The 16,102-nt window shown below is 67.7% G+C and carries 15 protein-coding genes and 1 tRNA gene; 9 read left to right on the plus strand and 7 right to left on the minus strand.

The window, feature by feature from the left end; genetic code table 11:
• Window positions 1-85: 85 nt before the first annotated feature.
• Entirely contained in the window at window positions 86-2,122 is a 2,037-nt protein-coding gene (locus CIK77_RS16000) for a TPM domain-containing protein (RefSeq protein ID WP_170934250.1), read from the minus strand.
• Between the two features lie 157 nt (window positions 2,123-2,279).
• On the opposite strand from CIK77_RS16000, the gene CIK77_RS16005 reads away from it, so the two are divergent.
• From CIK77_RS16005 to CIK77_RS16020, 4 genes are all read left to right on the plus strand, one after another.
• On the plus strand, window positions 2,280-3,119 hold the full coding sequence (locus CIK77_RS16005; protein WP_087056369.1) for a DUF3097 domain-containing protein: 840 nt from the start codon (window positions 2,280-2,282) through the stop codon (window positions 3,117-3,119).
• A 112-nt stretch (window positions 3,120-3,231) separates the two neighbouring features.
• On the plus strand, window positions 3,232-3,894 hold the full coding sequence (gene trmB, locus CIK77_RS16010; RefSeq protein WP_087056605.1) for a tRNA (guanosine(46)-N7)-methyltransferase TrmB: 663 nt from the start codon (window positions 3,232-3,234) through the stop codon (window positions 3,892-3,894).
• A 4-nt stretch (window positions 3,895-3,898) separates the two neighbouring features.
• Window positions 3,899-4,483: a hypothetical protein gene (locus CIK77_RS16015; RefSeq protein ID WP_087056370.1), complete on the plus strand. Its 585-nt coding sequence runs from the start codon at window positions 3,899-3,901 to the stop codon at window positions 4,481-4,483.
• Between the two features lie 64 nt (window positions 4,484-4,547).
• A complete protein-coding gene (locus tag CIK77_RS16020; RefSeq protein WP_170934251.1) occupies window positions 4,548-5,258 on the plus strand; it encodes a YcnI family copper-binding membrane protein in 711 nt (236 codons plus the stop codon).
• 56 nt (window positions 5,259-5,314) lie between these two features.
• On the opposite strand, the gene CIK77_RS16025 is transcribed toward CIK77_RS16020, so the two are convergent.
• Both CIK77_RS16025 and CIK77_RS16030 read right to left on the minus strand, forming a co-directional pair.
• Window positions 5,315-7,261 carry an HNH endonuclease signature motif containing protein gene (locus CIK77_RS16025; RefSeq protein ID WP_087056372.1) on the minus strand — a complete coding sequence of 649 codons (1,947 nt, stop codon included), beginning with the start codon at window positions 7,259-7,261 and terminating at the stop codon, window positions 5,315-5,317.
• A gap of 407 nt (window positions 7,262-7,668) precedes the next feature.
• The gene (locus tag CIK77_RS16030) at window positions 7,669-8,784 is read right to left on the minus strand and encodes a fatty acid desaturase family protein (RefSeq protein ID WP_249268744.1); all 1,116 of its coding nucleotides are present in this window, start codon (window positions 8,782-8,784) and stop codon (window positions 7,669-7,671) included.
• Window positions 8,785-9,019: 235 nt separating this feature from the next.
• On the opposite strand from CIK77_RS16030, the gene CIK77_RS16035 reads away from it, so the two are divergent.
• Entirely contained in the window at window positions 9,020-10,006 is a 987-nt protein-coding gene (locus CIK77_RS16035) for an aldo/keto reductase (protein WP_087056373.1), read from the plus strand.
• A 406-nt stretch (window positions 10,007-10,412) separates the two neighbouring features.
• Window positions 10,413-10,565, plus strand: coding sequence for a hypothetical protein (locus CIK77_RS17775; RefSeq protein ID WP_170934252.1), 153 nt, complete (start codon window positions 10,413-10,415; stop codon window positions 10,563-10,565).
• Between the two features lie 149 nt (window positions 10,566-10,714).
• Here the strand turns inward: CIK77_RS17775 and CIK77_RS16040 are convergent, their stop codons facing one another.
• The gene (locus CIK77_RS16040) at window positions 10,715-11,965 is read right to left on the minus strand and encodes an IS256 family transposase (protein ID WP_087056374.1); all 1,251 of its coding nucleotides are present in this window, start codon (window positions 11,963-11,965) and stop codon (window positions 10,715-10,717) included.
• Window positions 11,898-12,299 carry a transposase gene (locus CIK77_RS16045; RefSeq protein WP_087056375.1) on the minus strand — a complete coding sequence of 134 codons (402 nt, stop codon included), beginning with the start codon at window positions 12,297-12,299 and terminating at the stop codon, window positions 11,898-11,900. Before CIK77_RS16045 ends, CIK77_RS16040 begins: the two co-directional genes overlap by 68 nt.
• Before the next feature lie 373 nt (window positions 12,300-12,672).
• Here CIK77_RS16045 and CIK77_RS16050 point away from each other — a divergent pair, with 373 nt between their 5' ends.
• Genes CIK77_RS16050 through CIK77_RS16060 form a run of 3 tightly spaced genes read left to right on the plus strand, consistent with a single transcriptional unit; the run spans window position 12,673 to window position 14,641 of the window.
• Window positions 12,673-13,032, plus strand: a complete 360-nt coding sequence (locus CIK77_RS16050; protein WP_087056376.1) for a GntR family transcriptional regulator — start codon at window positions 12,673-12,675, stop codon at window positions 13,030-13,032.
• Window positions 13,029-13,925, plus strand: coding sequence for an ABC transporter ATP-binding protein (locus tag CIK77_RS16055; RefSeq protein ID WP_087056377.1), 897 nt, complete (start codon window positions 13,029-13,031; stop codon window positions 13,923-13,925). Before CIK77_RS16050 ends, CIK77_RS16055 begins: the two co-directional genes overlap by 4 nt.
• A 5-nt stretch (window positions 13,926-13,930) precedes the next feature.
• The gene (locus CIK77_RS16060; RefSeq protein ID WP_087056378.1) at window positions 13,931-14,641 is read left to right on the plus strand and encodes a hypothetical protein; all 711 of its coding nucleotides are present in this window, start codon (window positions 13,931-13,933) and stop codon (window positions 14,639-14,641) included.
• A 413-nt stretch (window positions 14,642-15,054) separates the two neighbouring features.
• Here CIK77_RS16060 and CIK77_RS16065 read toward each other — a convergent pair.
• Window positions 15,055-15,127, minus strand: a tRNA-Arg gene (locus tag CIK77_RS16065).
• Window positions 15,128-15,218: 91 nt separating this feature from the next.
• Window positions 15,219-15,998, minus strand: coding sequence for an SGNH/GDSL hydrolase family protein (locus tag CIK77_RS16070; RefSeq protein WP_087056379.1), 780 nt, complete (start codon window positions 15,996-15,998; stop codon window positions 15,219-15,221).
• Window positions 15,999-16,102: the final 104 nt, after the last annotated feature.

The following is a 16,102-nucleotide window of genomic DNA, read 5'->3' on the forward strand; positions in this document are numbered from 1 at the left end:
TGAAGCTATCTGGTCAGAGTGTCCGATGCGAGAACGCTTTCTAGCCGTGGGCTATGCATTTCCTCAGTGCGAAGGTGCGCGGGCATCAGAACCTGCCTCCTCCTCCGCCGAAGCCGCCGCCGCCGAAGCTTCCGCCGCCTCCGCCGAACCCGCCGCCGAAGCCGCCGCCGCCGAATCCGCCGCCCCGGCGTCCGCCTCCTCCGCCGAGCAGGCCGCCGATCACGCCGCCCAGAACGGCGCTGCCGATGTCGACGCCGCCGCGCCGACCGCCGTAGTGTCCTCCGCCGTATCCGCCTCCGAAGCCGGAGACGTCGTTCTTCGCCCGTCGCAGCGCGTCCTGCGCGAGCTGCAGTGCGCGCTGCGCGAGCTGCTGCGCCTGGGCGGCATCGACCTCTCGCATGCTCTCAGCGCGGGACAGGTCGGACTGCGCCTCGGCGAGTCTGGTGCGGGCGTCAGCGCCGATCGCTCCTCGGCGCTGCGAGACGAAGTCCTCGACGCTGTCGATGGTGGCGTGGGCCTGCATCAGCGTCTGGTCGAGCACGTGCCGCGCCCGCTGCGCGTTCTGGATGACCGTGTCGATCTGCTGATTCGCCTGCTGCAGCTGCTCGAGCATGGTGCGGGGGAGCTTGCCGGTGCCGGCAAGGTTGGCCTGAGCCGTGCGTACGGCCTGTTCTGTGGCGGTGATCGCCCCGGCTGCCTGACGGGCTCCGGTCGTGCGTGCGCGCGCAAGGTCGGCCTCGAGCTCTGCGATCAGGACGGTGGCCTGCCGCTCCGCGTTCTGCAGGGTCTCCGCGAGCGTTCTCACGGAACGCTCCAGCTGCGCGGCCTGGTCCGCCGCGCTCTCCGCAGTGTGCACGGCGGCCGCGGCCTCACCCGTGTCGCCTGATGCGATGAGCTGCTGGGCCTCCGCGAGCTGATCGTCGGCGAGGGCGAGCATCTCCTTCGCCTGCTCAGCGTTGTCGACGATGCTCTCCAGAGCTTCCGGCCCGTATGTCTGCTGCAGTCGGGAGACCGCCTCGGCGATCCGGCCGTCGGCGCCCCGTGCGGCCTGTGCCTGCGCGCGGACCGACTCGATGGCCGCCGGAACGTCCTCGGCGATCGTGCGCAGCTCTTCGAACGCCTCGCCCTTCTCGTCGAGCACGGCGTGCGCCGACTCGCAGTGCTGCAGCACAGCGGCGTGCGCGGCCCGCGTATCGTCGTCCGACGGCTTCTCGCTCGCCTCGAGGGCGCGCGAGGCCTCGAAGGCCGATCCGAGGTGCGCCTTCGCCTCCGAGATCGCGTCGCGGAACTCGCCGACGGCGCCCTCGCCGAACTCGGCCTCTGCGAAACCGAGCTCCTGGCCGGCGGTGCGGATCCGGTCGTCGGTCTCGATGAGGGCGGATGCGGCGCGCGAGTGAAGCTCCTCAGTGCTCACGCCCTCGTACGGGTCGCGCGGGCGCTGCGCGGCGACCGTCTTCTGCGCGCTCTTCTTCGAACGCCGCACAGCCCAGACGATGAGGAAGATCACCGCACCGCCGATGACGACGACCATCACGACGGTGAACAGGCTGCCGCCCGAGCTTCCGCCGCTGGAGGCGGTTCCGTCGCCGCCGGCACGCGCATCGGCGAACGCATCGGCAGCGGCAATCGCGGCACCCGCCCACTGGTCCCCGCCGAGCTCCTGCTCGATGGCGGCGAGGATGTTGTTGCCCTGCGCCTCGGTGATCGAGTTGTTGGGCGGTGTCGTCAACGCGTAGTTGCGCTGCTCGACGGCCACGGACAGCAGGTAGTTGTTCGAGCCGAAGCCGTTCAGATCGGCGGTCTGCTGACTCCACTGGGTCCCGTCGCCCGGGTTGTCGAAGGTGTCGACGTAGACCACCCACAGCGACACATCGCTGTCATCGGCCAACTGGCCGAGGGCGTCCTCGACGTCGTCTTCCTCCGCCGGGCTCAGCACGCCGGCCGATGTCTCGTCGTACACGTGGCTCGCGCTCGACCCGAAGTCCACCGGATCCGCGGCATGGGCGGGAGCGGCGACCAGCACTCCGAGCGCGGCCGCGGCCAGCCCTGTGATGATCGCGAACCGATTGCGCATCGTGCCTCCCCGTTGCGGTGTCGGTGCCGCGGAGAAGCGCGACACCATCACAACGATCCTATTGATGTCAGCGGTTCTGCGGAAAGCGGCATGCGGGCAGCTTTCCCCATCCGGAGCCGATGGCGCCTCAGGCGGCACGCCGTGCTCGTGGCTTCGGCCTCGTGTCGCGCACGCGGAACGACGTCCGGTGCATACCCTTGACGGCATGGAAGACAGGTACGGCACGGACGTGCTCGCCGCGGGATGGCGCGAGCGAGGAAAGAAGACGGTCCAGCGTGTGCCGGCTGAGCTCGATCTGGTGGTCGAGGTCGCGGTCGACGGCTTCTGCGGCGCCGTCACCAGGATCGACGGCCCGCACGTCGAGCTGGAGGATTTCGCAGGCAAGCGCAGGCTGTTCCCGATGGGCACCGGATTCCTTATCGACGGAGAGCCCGTGCAGCTCGTGCGCGCAGCGGCGAAGCCGCAGGGTCGGCAGCGCACGGCGTCCGGATCGTTCGCGGCTGATGACCAGCGGGCGCGCGTCGCACTGCCCAGCCGCATCCTCGTCGAGGGCAAGCACGATGCCCAGCTCGTCGAGAAGGTGTGGGGTGCCGACCTGCGCGCGGAGGGCGTCGCGGTCGAGTTCCTCGAGGGCGTCGACCTGCTCGACGACCTGCTGGCAGCGGAACCGCCGTCGCGGGAGCGGCGCTACGGCGTGCTGGTCGACCATCTCGTGCCCGGATCGAAGGAGCAGCGGGTCGCTCAGGCGGTCGAGCGCGGGCCGCACGGCAGACACGTGAGGATCGTCGGGCATCCGTTCGTCGACGTGTGGCAGTGCGTCAAGCCGGCATCGCTCGGCATCCGCGCGTGGCCTGTCGTGCCGCGGGGCATCGACTGGAAGACGGGCATCTGCCGCGGACTCGGGTGGCCGGCAGAGGACAAGGCGGATCTCGCCCGCGCATGGCAGCACATCCTGTCGCGGGTGACGACCTTCCGCGACGTCGAGCCCGAACTGCTCGGCAGGGTCGAGGAACTCATCGACTTCGTCACGGAACCCGCCGTCTGACGCCGCTGACGCGTACGCACGCCCCAGGTCGCTCGCGTAGCCTGGTCGGGTGAGTGATGAAGCGCCCCGCTACCGTGACCAGCCCGTGTCGTTCGTGCGCCGCGGCGGCCGGATGAGCGAGGCACAGGATCGCGCGTGGAGCGAGCTGAGCGACTTCTACCGCTTCGACGTGCCGCGCGATGCCGCATCGACATCCGTGCATCCGGATGCCGTGTTCGACCCGGCGCAGGAGTACGGCCGCACCGCTCCGCTCATCGTCGAGATCGGTTCCGGCCAGGGGCACGCGATCGTGAACGCGGCGTCGACCAGGCCCGACGAGGACTTCCTCGCGGTCGAGGTGTACGTCGGGGGACTGGCGCGCACGATGCTCGACGCCGATAAGGCCGGCGCGCGCAACCTCCGCGTGATCGAGGCGAACGCGCCAGAAGTGCTCGAGACGCTGCTGCCAGAGGGGTCGGCCGACGAGGTGTGGATCTTCTTCTCCGACCCGTGGCACAAGAAGCGCCACCACAAGCGCCGGATGATCAAGGACGGCTTCGGCGCGACAGTCGGCCGAGTGCTGCGGGATGGCGGTCTGCTCAGGCTCGCGACCGACTGGGAGGACTACGCGCTGCAGATGCGCGAGGTGATGGACACCGCGCCCGAGTTCGAGCGCGCGTTCGACGGCGAGTGGGCCGAGCGCTGCGAAGGTCGCGTGATGACCGCGTTCGAACGCAAGGGGATCGCCAAGGGTCGTGAGATCCGCGATCTCACCTACCGGCGCGTCGCCCGATAGCACGATGACCCCACGGCAGCTGCTCGCACTGCGGGGAGGCGCGGCATCGGCCGTGGCCACCTTCGTCGCGGCGCTGTCGCACTCCTGGGCGGGCGGGGCGCTGCCCGCACCGTTGCTCATCGTCGGGATGGCGGTGCTGCTGGTGTTCCCGGGGATGGCACTGATGGGCAGGCGGCCGCGGGTGGGGCGCATCGCGGTGACGGTGCCGGTGCTGCAGGGCATCTTCCACGGGGCGTTCTCCGTGCTCGGCGCTCCTGTCTCCGGCACCAGGACGATCGGCGGCCATCATCACGACCACGCCGGTGCGTGGGAGCTGCTGGCTGGCACGGGCGCGGCGGCGCAGATCGACGCCCCCATGCTCGCAGCCCACGCAGGTGCTGCCGTGGTGACCTTCGCCATGCTCGCGTACGGCGAACGCGCCGTGCTGATGGTGCGTGCGTGGGTGTCGGGGTGGGCGCGTTCGCGCGTCGTCGTTCCCGGATGGCCGACGCGGCCCAGGGTCTCGGTCGTGGCGTCGTCGCGGGTTCTCCGCTCGCGCCTCGGCGACCGCATCGCCTGCCCGAGGGGTCCTCCCGTTCCTGCCGTCTGATTCATCCGGTCCGCCGATTCGACGGACCGCCATCGACGCATGCAGGAAAATGAGGAGTACCAACATGTCCGTGAACAGGACGAAGAAGAAGCTGAGCATGGGCGCCGCGGGGATGGCGGTCGCGGCCGGGATCGTGCTGGCGCCGGTCGCCGCGAGCGCACACATCGCAGTGGAGCCCGATGGTGCGCCGACTGCCGGATCGACGCGGAACCTCGCGTTCGCGATCGGCCACGGCTGTGACGGCTCGCCGACCACGAGCATCGAGATCGAGCTGCCGGCCGAGGGCATCTCGGGGGTGAAGCCTGTCGTTCAGGCGGGATGGGACATCGAGATCGCGCATGACGGCGATGCCGGCAGGCCGTCGGCGGTGACGTTCACACCGGATGAGCCGGTGTCCGACGAGATGCGCGCGGAGGTGGTGCTGAACGTGGGGCTGCTGAGCGACGCATCGGGCACGATCGCGTTCCCCGTCGAGCAGACCTGCGAGGAGGGTTCGCACTCGTGGAGTGAGATCGCCGAGGACGGGCAGGACCCGCACGACCTCGATTCACCCGCGCCGGTGCTGGAGATCGAAGCCGCGGATGAGGCGACGGACGGTGACGCGGCCGGCCACGACGACCACGCGGGGTCGGGTGCCGAGGAGGCCGCTGAGGAGACGGGAGCGTCGGATGGCGAGTCCAGCGCGCTCCCGACCGTCCTGGGCGGCGCGGGCCTCGGGGCCGGCGTCGTCGCACTGGTGGTCAGCATCGTCGCGCTGCGCCGGAAGAAGGCGTAGCCGAACGAAGCGAATGCTGCCCGCCTCGGATCGCGCTGAGCCGGGGCGGGCAGCATTCACATTCCGTGGGTGGTGAGACTGGGCCCGAGGGCACCGTGCTCCAGCACGAGCGAGTCGTCGCCGTGCCGGAAGTCGATGCGGGGGCGGACAGATGTCGCTGTTGACAACCGTGCGGCGGTGAGCGGCTCGTCGCTGCCGGCCCGGCCGAGCAGCGCATGACAGCGGCTGAGCCACGCCCGCTCAGCGGCCGAGAACTCGACCATCGCCGGCGGGAGCGGGGAACTCGAGGCACGGTCGAGGCTCGCCGCCAGATCGGCGATGCTCGGGCGCCCGCGCAGGGCCGCGGCCGGAACGTCGGCGTTCGCAGCGTCAAGAGCCGCGGCGAGTTCGACCAGCGGAATCGCGTCGGTTCCTGCGCCGTCTGTGCGGGACGCTTGTGCCGAAGTGTCGCCGGCATCGGACACCGGGGCATCGACGGCGAACGAGGGCAGGTCGGAGTCGTCGGGGATCGCCCAGTCAGCTGACGCGGCGGCGGCGTCGATCGCCGCGACAGACGTTGTGCCGGTGCGCGTGGGATCGGCGTCGGCGTCTGTGCCGGCACCCGTGTCAGCAGTCGCTGCCTGCTTTGGCTCATCGGCGCACGGTGCTTCGCGGAACGCGACGGTGCTGACCGGCTCGTCGATGTAGATCCTGCCGGTGGGGCTCGTCCACTTGAGCAGACCCCCGCCGAGTTGCCTGATGCGCCAGTCGGACTGGTGCCGCATGACGTGGTGGGCGCGGCAGAGCGCGGCGAGGTTGTCGAGGCAGGTCTGTCCGCCGCGGGCGTACTCCTGGGAATGATCGAGATCGCAGTCTCGGGCGGGGGCAGTGCACCCGGGAAAGCGGCAGGTGGCATCGCGGGCGATGAGTCTGCGTCGCTGATCGGCGGTGGGCCGGTATCGATCGGTGGCGAGGATCTCGCCGGTATCGGGGGAGCGGAACAGCCTGTCCCAGCCTGAAGCGTGCGCAGCGGCGGCGAGGGCGGCATCGGGGTCGATGAGAGCGCCGCGTTCGTTCCATGCGGTGCCCTGGTCGCGGTCGAGGACCATGCGGGCGGGGATGGTGACCTGTACCTGCGCGGTCACATTCGCCAGAGCGCTGTCGGGGCCAGTGGTGTGGAATTCGTGCCCGGTGGGCGCGGCGGAGAGGATCAGATCGGCGGCGAGGTCGGCGCGGATCTGGTCGAATGTGCGCCGGTCGCTGGCCCGCACAGCGTCGTCGGTATCACCCATACCGGTGACCGCCCAGTCGTTCTCGGATGTGGCGCCGTGGCGCTCGCGGAGGAGCTTCCGGGCCTGGCGGCGCTCGTCGTTGATCTGCCTTGCCATGGCTGTGAGGCGGTTGTGGATGGCGTGCGCGTGGAACGACGGCATCAGAACGCACAGTTCGCTCATACCGTCGTCGAGGTCGGTGACCGACACACGACGCTGCTCACGGGCGTCGAGGTGCCGCTGCCGCAGAGAACGCGGTGCGAGTTCCGCGGCCTGCTGCTTGGCGATCTTCTTCATCTCGCCCGGCGTGCGGGTTTCGGCGAAGCCTGCTGCCTGCGTGTCGAGGGACGCTCGTGCCCCCGTGCCGAGGTTCGCACCGGCGTCGGCGATCACTTTGGCGTGCTGACGCGAGATCCGCCCTTCCTCAAGCGCCCGGAGGGTGGTCGGGAAGTCGTCGACGAGTCGCTCTGCATCGTCGAGCTGTGCCCGCGCGGTGTTCGGGTGCACGCGTGTGGCGGCCGCAACCTCTGCCGCCATCGCGCGGCGTGCGTACTCGGGGCCGTCGGAGTTGTGCGACCGCTCGCCCTGCGCATGTGCGATCCGAGCGAGCGCGGCGGTGCGCTGAGCGATCTCGCCCTCCGCTCGCGCGATCACTCGACGCAGCTCGTCGATCCGATTGACGTGCTCGCGCGCCTCTGCCAGCTCATCGGGGTCCAGACCCGTGAGCCGATCGTTGATCGAGGCATCGTCCATGCGTTCATTCTATCGAACAAAAGTACGATCGACAAGAGTTATCGCCGAGGTTCTATAGAAGAAATGTACGCACCGTGGGGTCTGTGCAGTACCCATCACCGCCAGTGCCATTCGTTCACGCGGCCCACGTCATGCAGCTCGGTGGTGGCGCACGTGCGCCGTACGCGTCGGCATCGCTTGTCGTGCCGTCAGACTACCCATGGCCTGCGACATTCGATGGCCGGTCGGGCATCGCCGCGTATCGGGTGCCGAGTGTCCGGTACCGCACGTCTGGCATGGCGTGTGCGGCATCGTTCGTCCAGTACCGGTCCGGCACCGCCCATCCGGCGCTATGGCGTCGGGGCCGCGCGTCCGGCACTGTCACCGGTCCGGCACCGCCCACTGGGCGCTGCCGAACGGTCGGAGCGCTATACCCGCCGGTACTCCGTGACCATCGGGCAGTCGAACGGGTCGCGAGCGGCGAGGCCGACGCGGTTGAGGTATTCGATCACGATCGCGTACGAGCGCAGCAGTGAGGTCTCGGTATAGGGCACCCGGTGCGTCTCGCAGAACTCACGCACGATGTCGCGCGTCTGGGCGAGGTGAGGGCGGGCCATGCTGGGGAACAGGTGGTGCTCGATCTGGTAGTTCAGACCGCCCATCAGCCACGTCGCCCACCAGCCGCCGCGGATGTTGCGCGAGGTGCGGACCTGCTTGGAGAAGAAGTCGAGCTTCGCGTCGGGGGCGATCACGGGCATGCCCTTGTGGTTGGGGGCGAAGGCAGCACCCATGTAGACGCCGAAGACTGCGAGCATCACGCCGACGAAGGCGAATGCCATGCCGAGCGGAAGGAACATGAAGATCGGGGTGTAGACGAGCCCGAACCGAACCGCGAGCAGCGCGATCTCGATCCAGCGGTTCTTGACGGGGCCGGGACCGAAGACGTGCTTGAGGCTGAGGAAGTGCAGGTTCAGACCCTCCAGCGTGAGCAGAGGGAAGAACAGCCATCCCTGGCGCTTCGTGATCAGACGCCGGATGCCGCGGGCCTCGGCCGCATCGACGTCGAGGAAGGAGATGGTGTCGACGTCGATGTCCGGGTCCTTGTCGACGCGGTTCGGGTTCGCGTGGTGACGGCTGTGCTTCGAGTCCCACCACGAGTAGCTCATGCCGACGAAGGCTCCCAGCACGACTGCGAGGCGATCGTTGGCAGGACCCGACGTGAACACCTGGCGGTGGCCGGCCTCGTGTGCGACGAAGGCGACCTGTGTGAACAGGATGCCGAGTGCGCCGGCGATGAGGAGCTGGAACCAGCTGTCACCGAGCAGGACGAAGCCGGTGATCGCACCGCCGAAGCCGAGCGCGATCAGGCCCGCGACGAGGATGTAGAACCACGGCGTGCGTGCGAGCAGGCCGCTGTCGCGCACGGCGTGGGACAGCTGGCTGTATGCCCGCGTGATCGGCGGGAAATCCTCTTTTCGCGCGTAGGTCTGGCGGATGGGGCCGAGTGTGCTGGTCGCGCCAGCGGCGGTGGAGGAGATAGGGATGCCTTTGCGTCGGCCAGGCTCTGCGTCGCCTGTTCGGGAAGCCAAAGGCGGGTGCCGATCGCTTCCCTCCACGGTACGGCACGGTCCATGCTTCCGTCAGTATGAACGGCCGAGACATAGCGGATCCTCTGCGGGCACTCGGCCGCGCGCAGCGCGATCCCGCGGACATTTGGACTCTGCCCTCGGGAGCGGCGAGACTGAGAATGTTGCTGAAGCGGACGATCTGAGGAGCCACATGGAACAGCGGGAGATCGACAGGCTCGGACGTTCGGTCTCAGCGATCGGGCTCGGAACCTGGCAGCTCGGCGCCGACTGGGGCGACGTCGACGGGGACAGTGCCGTCGCCGTGCTGCAGGCGGCAGCGGACGGCGGCGTGACCTTCTTCGATACGGCCGACGTCTACGGCGACGGACGCAGCGAGCAGACGATCGGGCGATTCCTGCGCGAAGGCGGGGCGGACGGCATCACGGTCGCGACCAAGATGGGTCGCCGTGCGCAGCCGCACGAGTCGGAGCAGTACACGCTCGAGAACTTTCGCGCGTGGACCGACAGGTCGAGGGCGAACCTCGGCGTGGACCGGCTCGATCTGGTGCAGCTGCACTGCCCGCCGACGCCGGTGTTCTCGACCGACGCCGTCTACGACAGGCTGGACGCGCTCGTCGATGAGGGCGCCATCGCCGCCTACGGCGTCAGCGTGGAGACGCGTGCGGAGGCGCTGGAGGCCATCGCTCGCCCTGGTGTCTCATCGGTGCAGATCATCCTCAACATGATGCGGATGGGTCCTCTGGAAGAGGTGCTGCCCGCAGCACGTGAGGCAGGCGTCGGCATCATCGTTCGGGTGCCGCTGGCGAGCGGACTGCTCTCGGGCCGGTACGACGAGAACACGACTTTCGCTCCGAACGATCACCGCACATTCAATCGCGACGGCCAGGCCTTCGACGTGGGGGAGACCTTCGCCGGGGTGCCCTTCGCCACGGGCCTCGAAGCCGTTCGCCGTCTCGTCCCACTGGCTCCAGCCGGTGCCACGATGGCGCAGTTCGCGCTGCGCTGGGTCATCGATCAGCCTGGCGTGAGCACGGTGATCCCCGGCGCACGTTCGCCCGAGCAGGCGAAGGCGAATGCCGCGGCGGCCGACCTGGAGCCGCTGTCCGCCGATGTGCTCGCCGCCGTCGAAGAGGTCTACCGAGACGTCGTGGCGCCGGAGGTCGCCGGGCGCTGGTGATGCGGTGAATCGGCACCGGTGTGACCGCAGCACTCTTCCGCTGGGATCGAACGGCATCGTTCTGCTCCACGGCGGGAGATTGTCCGGCTGGATGTGGCAATCGCAAGTAGAACGCATGCCAGAAAGGCATCCGCTCACACCAGGCCCGCCCGGATAGTCGCGAACGCTCGGGACGGCGAGCGTTCCGCAAGGCGAACGTGGCCGCGGCACAAGATTTCTCATCATCATCTGGCACGTGATGGCGCCCAGCCGCTCCTATCAGGATCTCGGAGTTGACCGCTCCACCGCCGGCACGGACCCACAAGTCGGAACCGATTCGACTCGTCCGCCGCCTGCGGATGCATCGTCATGAACCGTCCCCGGTTTGATGCCGTTTCCTTTCGAGTTTGGAAGGAAGATGGAGATGATGCCGAAGAGGATTCCGAAGGAGACGAAGCAGCGTGCGATCCGGCTCGTGCTCGATCACCTCGATGAGTACCCGAACCTGACGTCCGCGTGCGAGACCGTCTCGAAGCGGTTGGGGTTCGGGGCCGAGTCGCTGCGTCGCTGGGTGCGGTAGGCGCAGATCGATGGCGGGGAACGCCAGGGCGTGACGTCGAGCGAGTCAGAGCGGATGCGTCGGCTCGAACGGGAGAATCGCGAGTTGCGTGAGGGGTCAAGTCCCGTGGAGTGGTGTAACGCTCGCGTGATCGATCGAGCTGGGGTTGTTCAGGCGGACAGGGCGAGGACGGGATCGTTGGTGTTGGTCTCCTCTCCGGTGTCGGGGACGAGGCTGAGTCGACAGCGGCCGAGGAGGTCGAGGCCGAGGTAGCGGCGTCCTTCGGCCCATTCATTGGTCTGCTCGGCCAGGACTGCGCCGACCAGGCGGACGATCGCGTCTCGATTGGGAAAGATGCCGACGCTGTCGGTGCGGCGGCGGATCTCGCGGTTGAGACGCTCGTTGGGGTTGTTCGACCAGATCTGCTGCCAGACGTCCTTCGGGAAGCCCGTGAACGCGAGAACGTCCGCTCTCGCGGCGTCGAGATGGTCGAACACGTCGGGGAGCTTCTCCGAGACATAGTCGAGAAGCCGATCGAACTGCGCGTTGACGGCGTCGGCGTCGGGCTGGTCGTAGACCGAGTGCAGCATCGCCTTGACTGCGGGCCCGAGCGACTTGGGCGTCACGGACATCAGGTTCGCGGCGTAGTGGGTGCGACAACGCTGCCAGACCGCGCCCGGCAGGTTCGCCGCGACCGCCTCAACGAGCCCCGCGTGTGCGTCGGATGTGATGAGGTGGACTCCCGTCAGACCGCGGGCTGTGAGATCGGCGAAGAACTGGTTCCAAGCCGCTCCGGTCTCGCTGGTGGCGACACGCAGGCCGAGGACCTCGCGGCGCCCGTCGGCGCTGACGCCGGTGGCGACGAGCACGACCGTGTTCACCACGCGCCCTCCCTCGCGGACCTTCATCGTCAACGCGTCCGCCGCGACGAACGTGAACGGGCCAGCCTCGTCCAGCCGCCGATTGCGGAACTGATCGATGTGCTCGTCGAGCTCGGTCGCCATCCGAGACACCTGAGATTTCGACAACGAGTCGATACCGAGGGTCTTCACGAGTTTGTCCATGCGCCGGGTGGAGACACCGGCGAGGTAGCAGTCGGCGACGACGGTGATCAGCGCCGTCTCCGCGCGTTTGCGGCGCTCGAGGAGCCATTCCGGGAAGTAGGACCCTTGCCGGAGTTTCGGGATCGCGACATCGACGGTCCCGACACGAGTGTCGAGATCACGGTGTCGGTAGCCATTGCGATGCGTGACCCGGTCGGGTGAAGGGCGCCCGTACTCGGCTCCGGCGATGGCGTCGGCCTCGGCGGACAGGAGGGAGGTGATGATCGTCTGCAGCAGCTGCCGCATCAGATCAGGCGACGCGTCGCCGAGGGCTTCGTGCAGAACCGTCTGTGGGTCGAGAATGTGAGGAGCGGTCATCGTGTGTCTTCCGTTCGAGAGGCTGTAGGAGGTTTCCTCGAAGGATCACACGGTGGCCGCGTCTACGTTGGCGACGGGGCCGGCCACCGGGCGTTACACCACTATGCGGGACTCCACTGATCTTCTCAGCGTCGGTCTCTTCCACACGCGCCGGCGCCGGGCTCCCGCCCGGCTGGGTCGTCATCCCAGTGCCGAGTTGTCTCACCCAGTCAGCAAGAGTGTATCGAGAGACACCGAGGTCCCCGCCGATCTGACGCATGGACGCGCCGGGAGTCGTCTCGTAGAGCTCCACCGCTTGACGGCGGAACTCGTCGGAGTAGTGCTTGCGAACCATGGATTTGATTCTCGCTTCCCCGGCCCAAGGCCGGACTCAGCGTGTCCAACATCCGGGGCAAGGCCCAGGTGTGTCCCGCATGATGCCCCATCCCAGGGCACTCTCTCGGACGGGCCGTGCGAACGTCCGAACACGCGCGCCCGATGACCCGATGACCCGATGACCCGATGACCTGCACCGTTCCACCGTTCCCGTCATGGGTTCCTCAGCTGGGATGCAGCGGCCTGTCTCCGAGCGATACTGGCGCAGACTAAGGCTGGTGCGCTCGATCGAGCCCGCAGTCCGCAACCCCCGCCACCGCTGATCGGGCTTGACCCGTTCTTGCTTGATCGCTTAGGTTCTATAGTGCACTATAGAACCTAAGTGGGTGGCAATGTTCGCAGGTGATGGTCTTCTCTATCAGCAGCTCGCGGATCGAATCGCTGAGGACATCCTGGTCGGTACGTATCCGGAGGGGTCCGGGGTCCCGTCGACGAACGAGTACGCGACCTTCTATCAGATGAGTCCCATCACGGCAGCGAAGGGACTCAACCTGCTCGTCGAGCAGGGGGTGCTCTACAAGAAACGCGGAGTTGGGATGTTTGTTGCGGCCGGGGCGAGAAGCAAATTGCAGTCGCGGCGCCGCGCGGCGTTCACCGAAAGTCATGTGGTGCCCCTGGTCCGCGAGGCCCGTTTGCTCCACATCCACAAAGACGAACTCGCCGAGATGATCGACAAGGAGGCCAGCAAATGACAAACGCAATCGAGGTCCGATCCGTGACGCGGAGCTATGGTGGGGTGTACGCGCTCCGCGACGTCAGTTTCGGTGTTCCCCAGCACTCGATCCTCGGACTTTTCGGCCGAAACGGGGCTGGCAAGACCACGATCATGTCGATATTGGCGGGACAGGACCGACCCTCCTCCGGCCGTGTCGAGGTCCTTGGGCACAGCACGTTCGAGCACGAACCCACTCTCGCCCAGATCAGCTATGTCCGAGACAACCAGCGCTACCCCGACGACTACCGACTCCACCACGTGCTGCGGATCGCCCCCGATTTCGCTCCGAACTGGAGCACGGAGGTCGCGCATGAGCTGGTCGAGGGCTTCCGCATCCCGACAAAGACACCCATCAAGAAGCTCTCCCGTGGCCAGCTGTCCTCCATCGCGATCGTGCTCGGCCTGGCGTCACGTTCCCAGATCACCCTGCTGGACGAGCCCTACCTCGGACTCGATGTCACCGCCCGAGCACTGTTTCACGAAGTGCTGCTGCGGGAGTACCAGAGGCAGCCGCGCACCGTGGTTCTCTCCACCCACCTGATCGAAGAGTCCGAGTCGCTCTTCGACCGTGTGGTGATCATGGATCAAGGACGCGTCCTCTTGGACGCCGACCGCGACGAGGCTGGAGAAGCTGCATGGCTTGCCAGCGGTACGACCGGCGCCGTCCACCAGGTGATCGGCGACCGGCGCATCCTGCAGCGCAACACAGTCGGTGGCCTGACATCAGTCACCGCCACTGGTGTGGTCGACGACGCGACTCAAGCGCGTGCCGGTGAGCTTGGGGTGCAGGTCTCGCGAGCGTCGTTACAGCAACTCGTCGCGGCGTACGGCGCGAATGAGGTCGAGTCCTTCGACGCCCAGGAGGTCTGACGACTATGGACACGATGATTTTGACCACCAAACTGCACCTCAACAAGCGCGAGATCACCTTCCTGGTACCGCTCTACATCACCGGCGTGGTGACGGTGATCTCCGTCTTGATCTCATTGCTGTTCTGGCGTTCGGGCAGCCTCCCCGGCACGCCCGGCTGGATACAGGGTTCACAGAGCAATCCCGGTATCGCCTGGGCGCTTGCAGGATTCCTCGTGTATCTGGGCGTCCAATCGGTGGCGACGACGTTTCCTTTCGCCCTCACACTCGGGGCAAGCAGGCGTGGATTCGTCGGGGGGACCTTTCTGTGGAATGTGACGGTTTCCGCCTACCTGACGCTCGTGTTCGCCGTCTTGACGATGGTCGAGGTCGCGACCGGCCACTGGTTCTCCGAGTTCTACATCTTCGATGTCTATATCCTCGGGGCGGGCGATATGACGCTGCTGATCCCACTCGTCTTCCTCAGCGTGCTGTCGATGCTCATGATCGGTGGGGTGTTCGGTGCCTCCTGGATCAGGTACGGAGCACGCGGACCACAGTTCGTCGGCATCGGTATCGCCATCGTGCTGATACTCGCGCTGATCATCATCCTCCCGGCCGCACCCGACATTCTCGCGGCATTCCAGTTGTGGTGGCTCGCCATAGCAGCAGGCTGCGCCATCGGGATCTCGGCGCTCGGCACCTGGCTCCTGCTCCGGTCGGCACCCGTGCGCTGACACGTGAATCAAGGGCGCCCTAGGTGTGATGTCCAGGCAGGTTGAATCGTGCTGGGTTCTCTGCCGCTTCTATGCGGGGAGAACCCAGGACGGTTCAGTCAGACCAAGCCCTCGCCGCTTGACAAACCACATAGGGGCACCCCCGAGGCAAACGTCCTCGCTCTTCGTGCATCCGCTTCGAGGCCGCGCAGCCGAACGAGACCTGGCAATCCGACTTTCACCCACTGGCGCCTCGCCGACGTCACCGTGATCCACCTCGACACCGGCGAGATCCTCGCGACCAACACCATCGACCCCATCAGGAACTACTGTCGCAACCACGAGAAGGAGCCGGCCGATGGCCGGGCTCCTTCTCGTGGTCGTCAACTATGTCGCGACTCAGATTTCATCCATGTCCCGACTCATCACTTCTGTGCCCCCGGAGGGATTCGAACCCCCGACCTTCGGTACCGGAAACCGGTGCTCTATCCCCTGAGCTACGGAGGCGGACTGGGACGAGCCTACCAGGATCGCCGGGGCGCTCCGTGCCGCGCGGCGCCCTGCGCATGCCCGCGTGCGACAGCCGGACCTTCGCACACTAGCCGCCGATCGCGGGTGTCGGCTGCTCGGTGACAGCCTCGACGGTCGCGGGGGAGAGCAGTGGGCGCACCGCCGCGGCGACCTGCTCGGCGAGGAACCGGTGCCCGGCGTCCGACGGGTGGTCCGCACCCTTCGCCGATGTGTCGATCACGTCGAGATAGTTGTCCGGTGTGATCCACTCATCGGCGATGGGGGAGACGTACGGCCAGCCTCGCGCCTCGGCCAGCTCTGCGAGATCGCGGTCGATGCGCGCCGTCGCCTTCTCCACGGGAAGCACCTGCGGTGCGGGGCCCAGCACGAGGATCTGCGCGTCTGGAAACCGATCCGCCAGCGCGTCCCACGCGTCCACGACGGCGCTCCGATACCCGTCGGCGCCGAGACGGCGGTCGTTGATCGACCCCTGCACGACGATCAGCTCGGGCTCCAGCGCCGGGTCGAGCAGGTCGATGCGCTCGCCGTAGGTGCGCCCCCAGACGCCGGCGCGCAGGTAGCCGCTGGCGGGTTCGCCGGCGACCGTGACCTGCCATCCGCCGATCGCTGCGAGTCGGTAGGCGTAGCCGTGCTCGCGCTGGGTCGCCGCCTGACCGTACGTCCACGAGTCGCCGAGAACCAGCACGTGCGCACCGTCGCCGCTGCCGGCGGCGTAGGGCCCCTCCGCCTGCGCGACCGGTTCGCTCGGCGCGGGGCGCAGCACGAGAGCGGTCATCGCGATCGCGGCGACGGCGCAGAGTGCGGTGACAGCGAGGACGAGACGGCGGGCGGGAATGCGGAGACGCATGCGAGCGACGTTAGGCGAGCAGCATCACGAGGCGGAAACGCTGGGCGCAATCGTGACGAACTCGAAACCGGGCAGCGGCGCCGCGCACGACCAGCGCGATTCCG

It is taken from the genome of Microbacterium sp. JB110, from assembly GCF_003335195.1.
GTDB lineage: Bacteria > Actinomycetota > Actinomycetes > Actinomycetales > Microbacteriaceae > Microbacterium.

Bases quoted from the DNA above. Each gene is read 5' to 3' on its own strand.
- CIK77_RS16015 (WP_087056370.1), top strand. From the start codon at position 3,899: ATGACCCCACGGCAGCTGCTCGCACTGCGGGGAGGCGCGGCATCGGCC.
- trmB (WP_087056605.1), top strand. From the start codon at position 3,232: ATGAGCGAGGCACAGGATCGCGCGTGGAGCGAGCTGAGCGACTTCTAC.
- CIK77_RS16060 (WP_087056378.1), top strand. From the start codon at position 13,931: ATGGACACGATGATTTTGACCACCAAACTGCACCTCAACAAGCGCGAG.
- CIK77_RS16050 (WP_087056376.1), top strand. From the start codon at position 12,673: ATGTTCGCAGGTGATGGTCTTCTCTATCAGCAGCTCGCGGATCGAATC.
- CIK77_RS16040 (WP_087056374.1), bottom strand. From the start codon at position 11,965: ATGACCGCTCCTCACATTCTCGACCCACAGACGGTTCTGCACGAAGCC.
- CIK77_RS16025 (WP_087056372.1), bottom strand. From the start codon at position 7,261: ATGGACGATGCCTCGATCAACGATCGGCTCACGGGTCTGGACCCCGAT.
- CIK77_RS16070 (WP_087056379.1), bottom strand. From the start codon at position 15,998: ATGCGTCTCCGCATTCCCGCCCGCCGTCTCGTCCTCGCTGTCACCGCA.
- CIK77_RS17775 (WP_170934252.1), top strand. From the start codon at position 10,413: ATGCCGAAGAGGATTCCGAAGGAGACGAAGCAGCGTGCGATCCGGCTC.
- CIK77_RS16005 (WP_087056369.1), top strand. From the start codon at position 2,280: ATGGAAGACAGGTACGGCACGGACGTGCTCGCCGCGGGATGGCGCGAG.
- CIK77_RS16045 (WP_087056375.1), bottom strand. From the start codon at position 12,299: ATGGTTCGCAAGCACTACTCCGACGAGTTCCGCCGTCAAGCGGTGGAG.
- CIK77_RS16020 (WP_170934251.1), top strand. From the start codon at position 4,548: ATGTCCGTGAACAGGACGAAGAAGAAGCTGAGCATGGGCGCCGCGGGG.
- CIK77_RS16000 (WP_170934250.1), bottom strand. From the start codon at position 2,122: ATGGTGTCGCGCTTCTCCGCGGCACCGACACCGCAACGGGGAGGCACG.
- CIK77_RS16035 (WP_087056373.1), top strand. From the start codon at position 9,020: ATGGAACAGCGGGAGATCGACAGGCTCGGACGTTCGGTCTCAGCGATC.
- CIK77_RS16055 (WP_087056377.1), top strand. From the start codon at position 13,029: ATGACAAACGCAATCGAGGTCCGATCCGTGACGCGGAGCTATGGTGGG.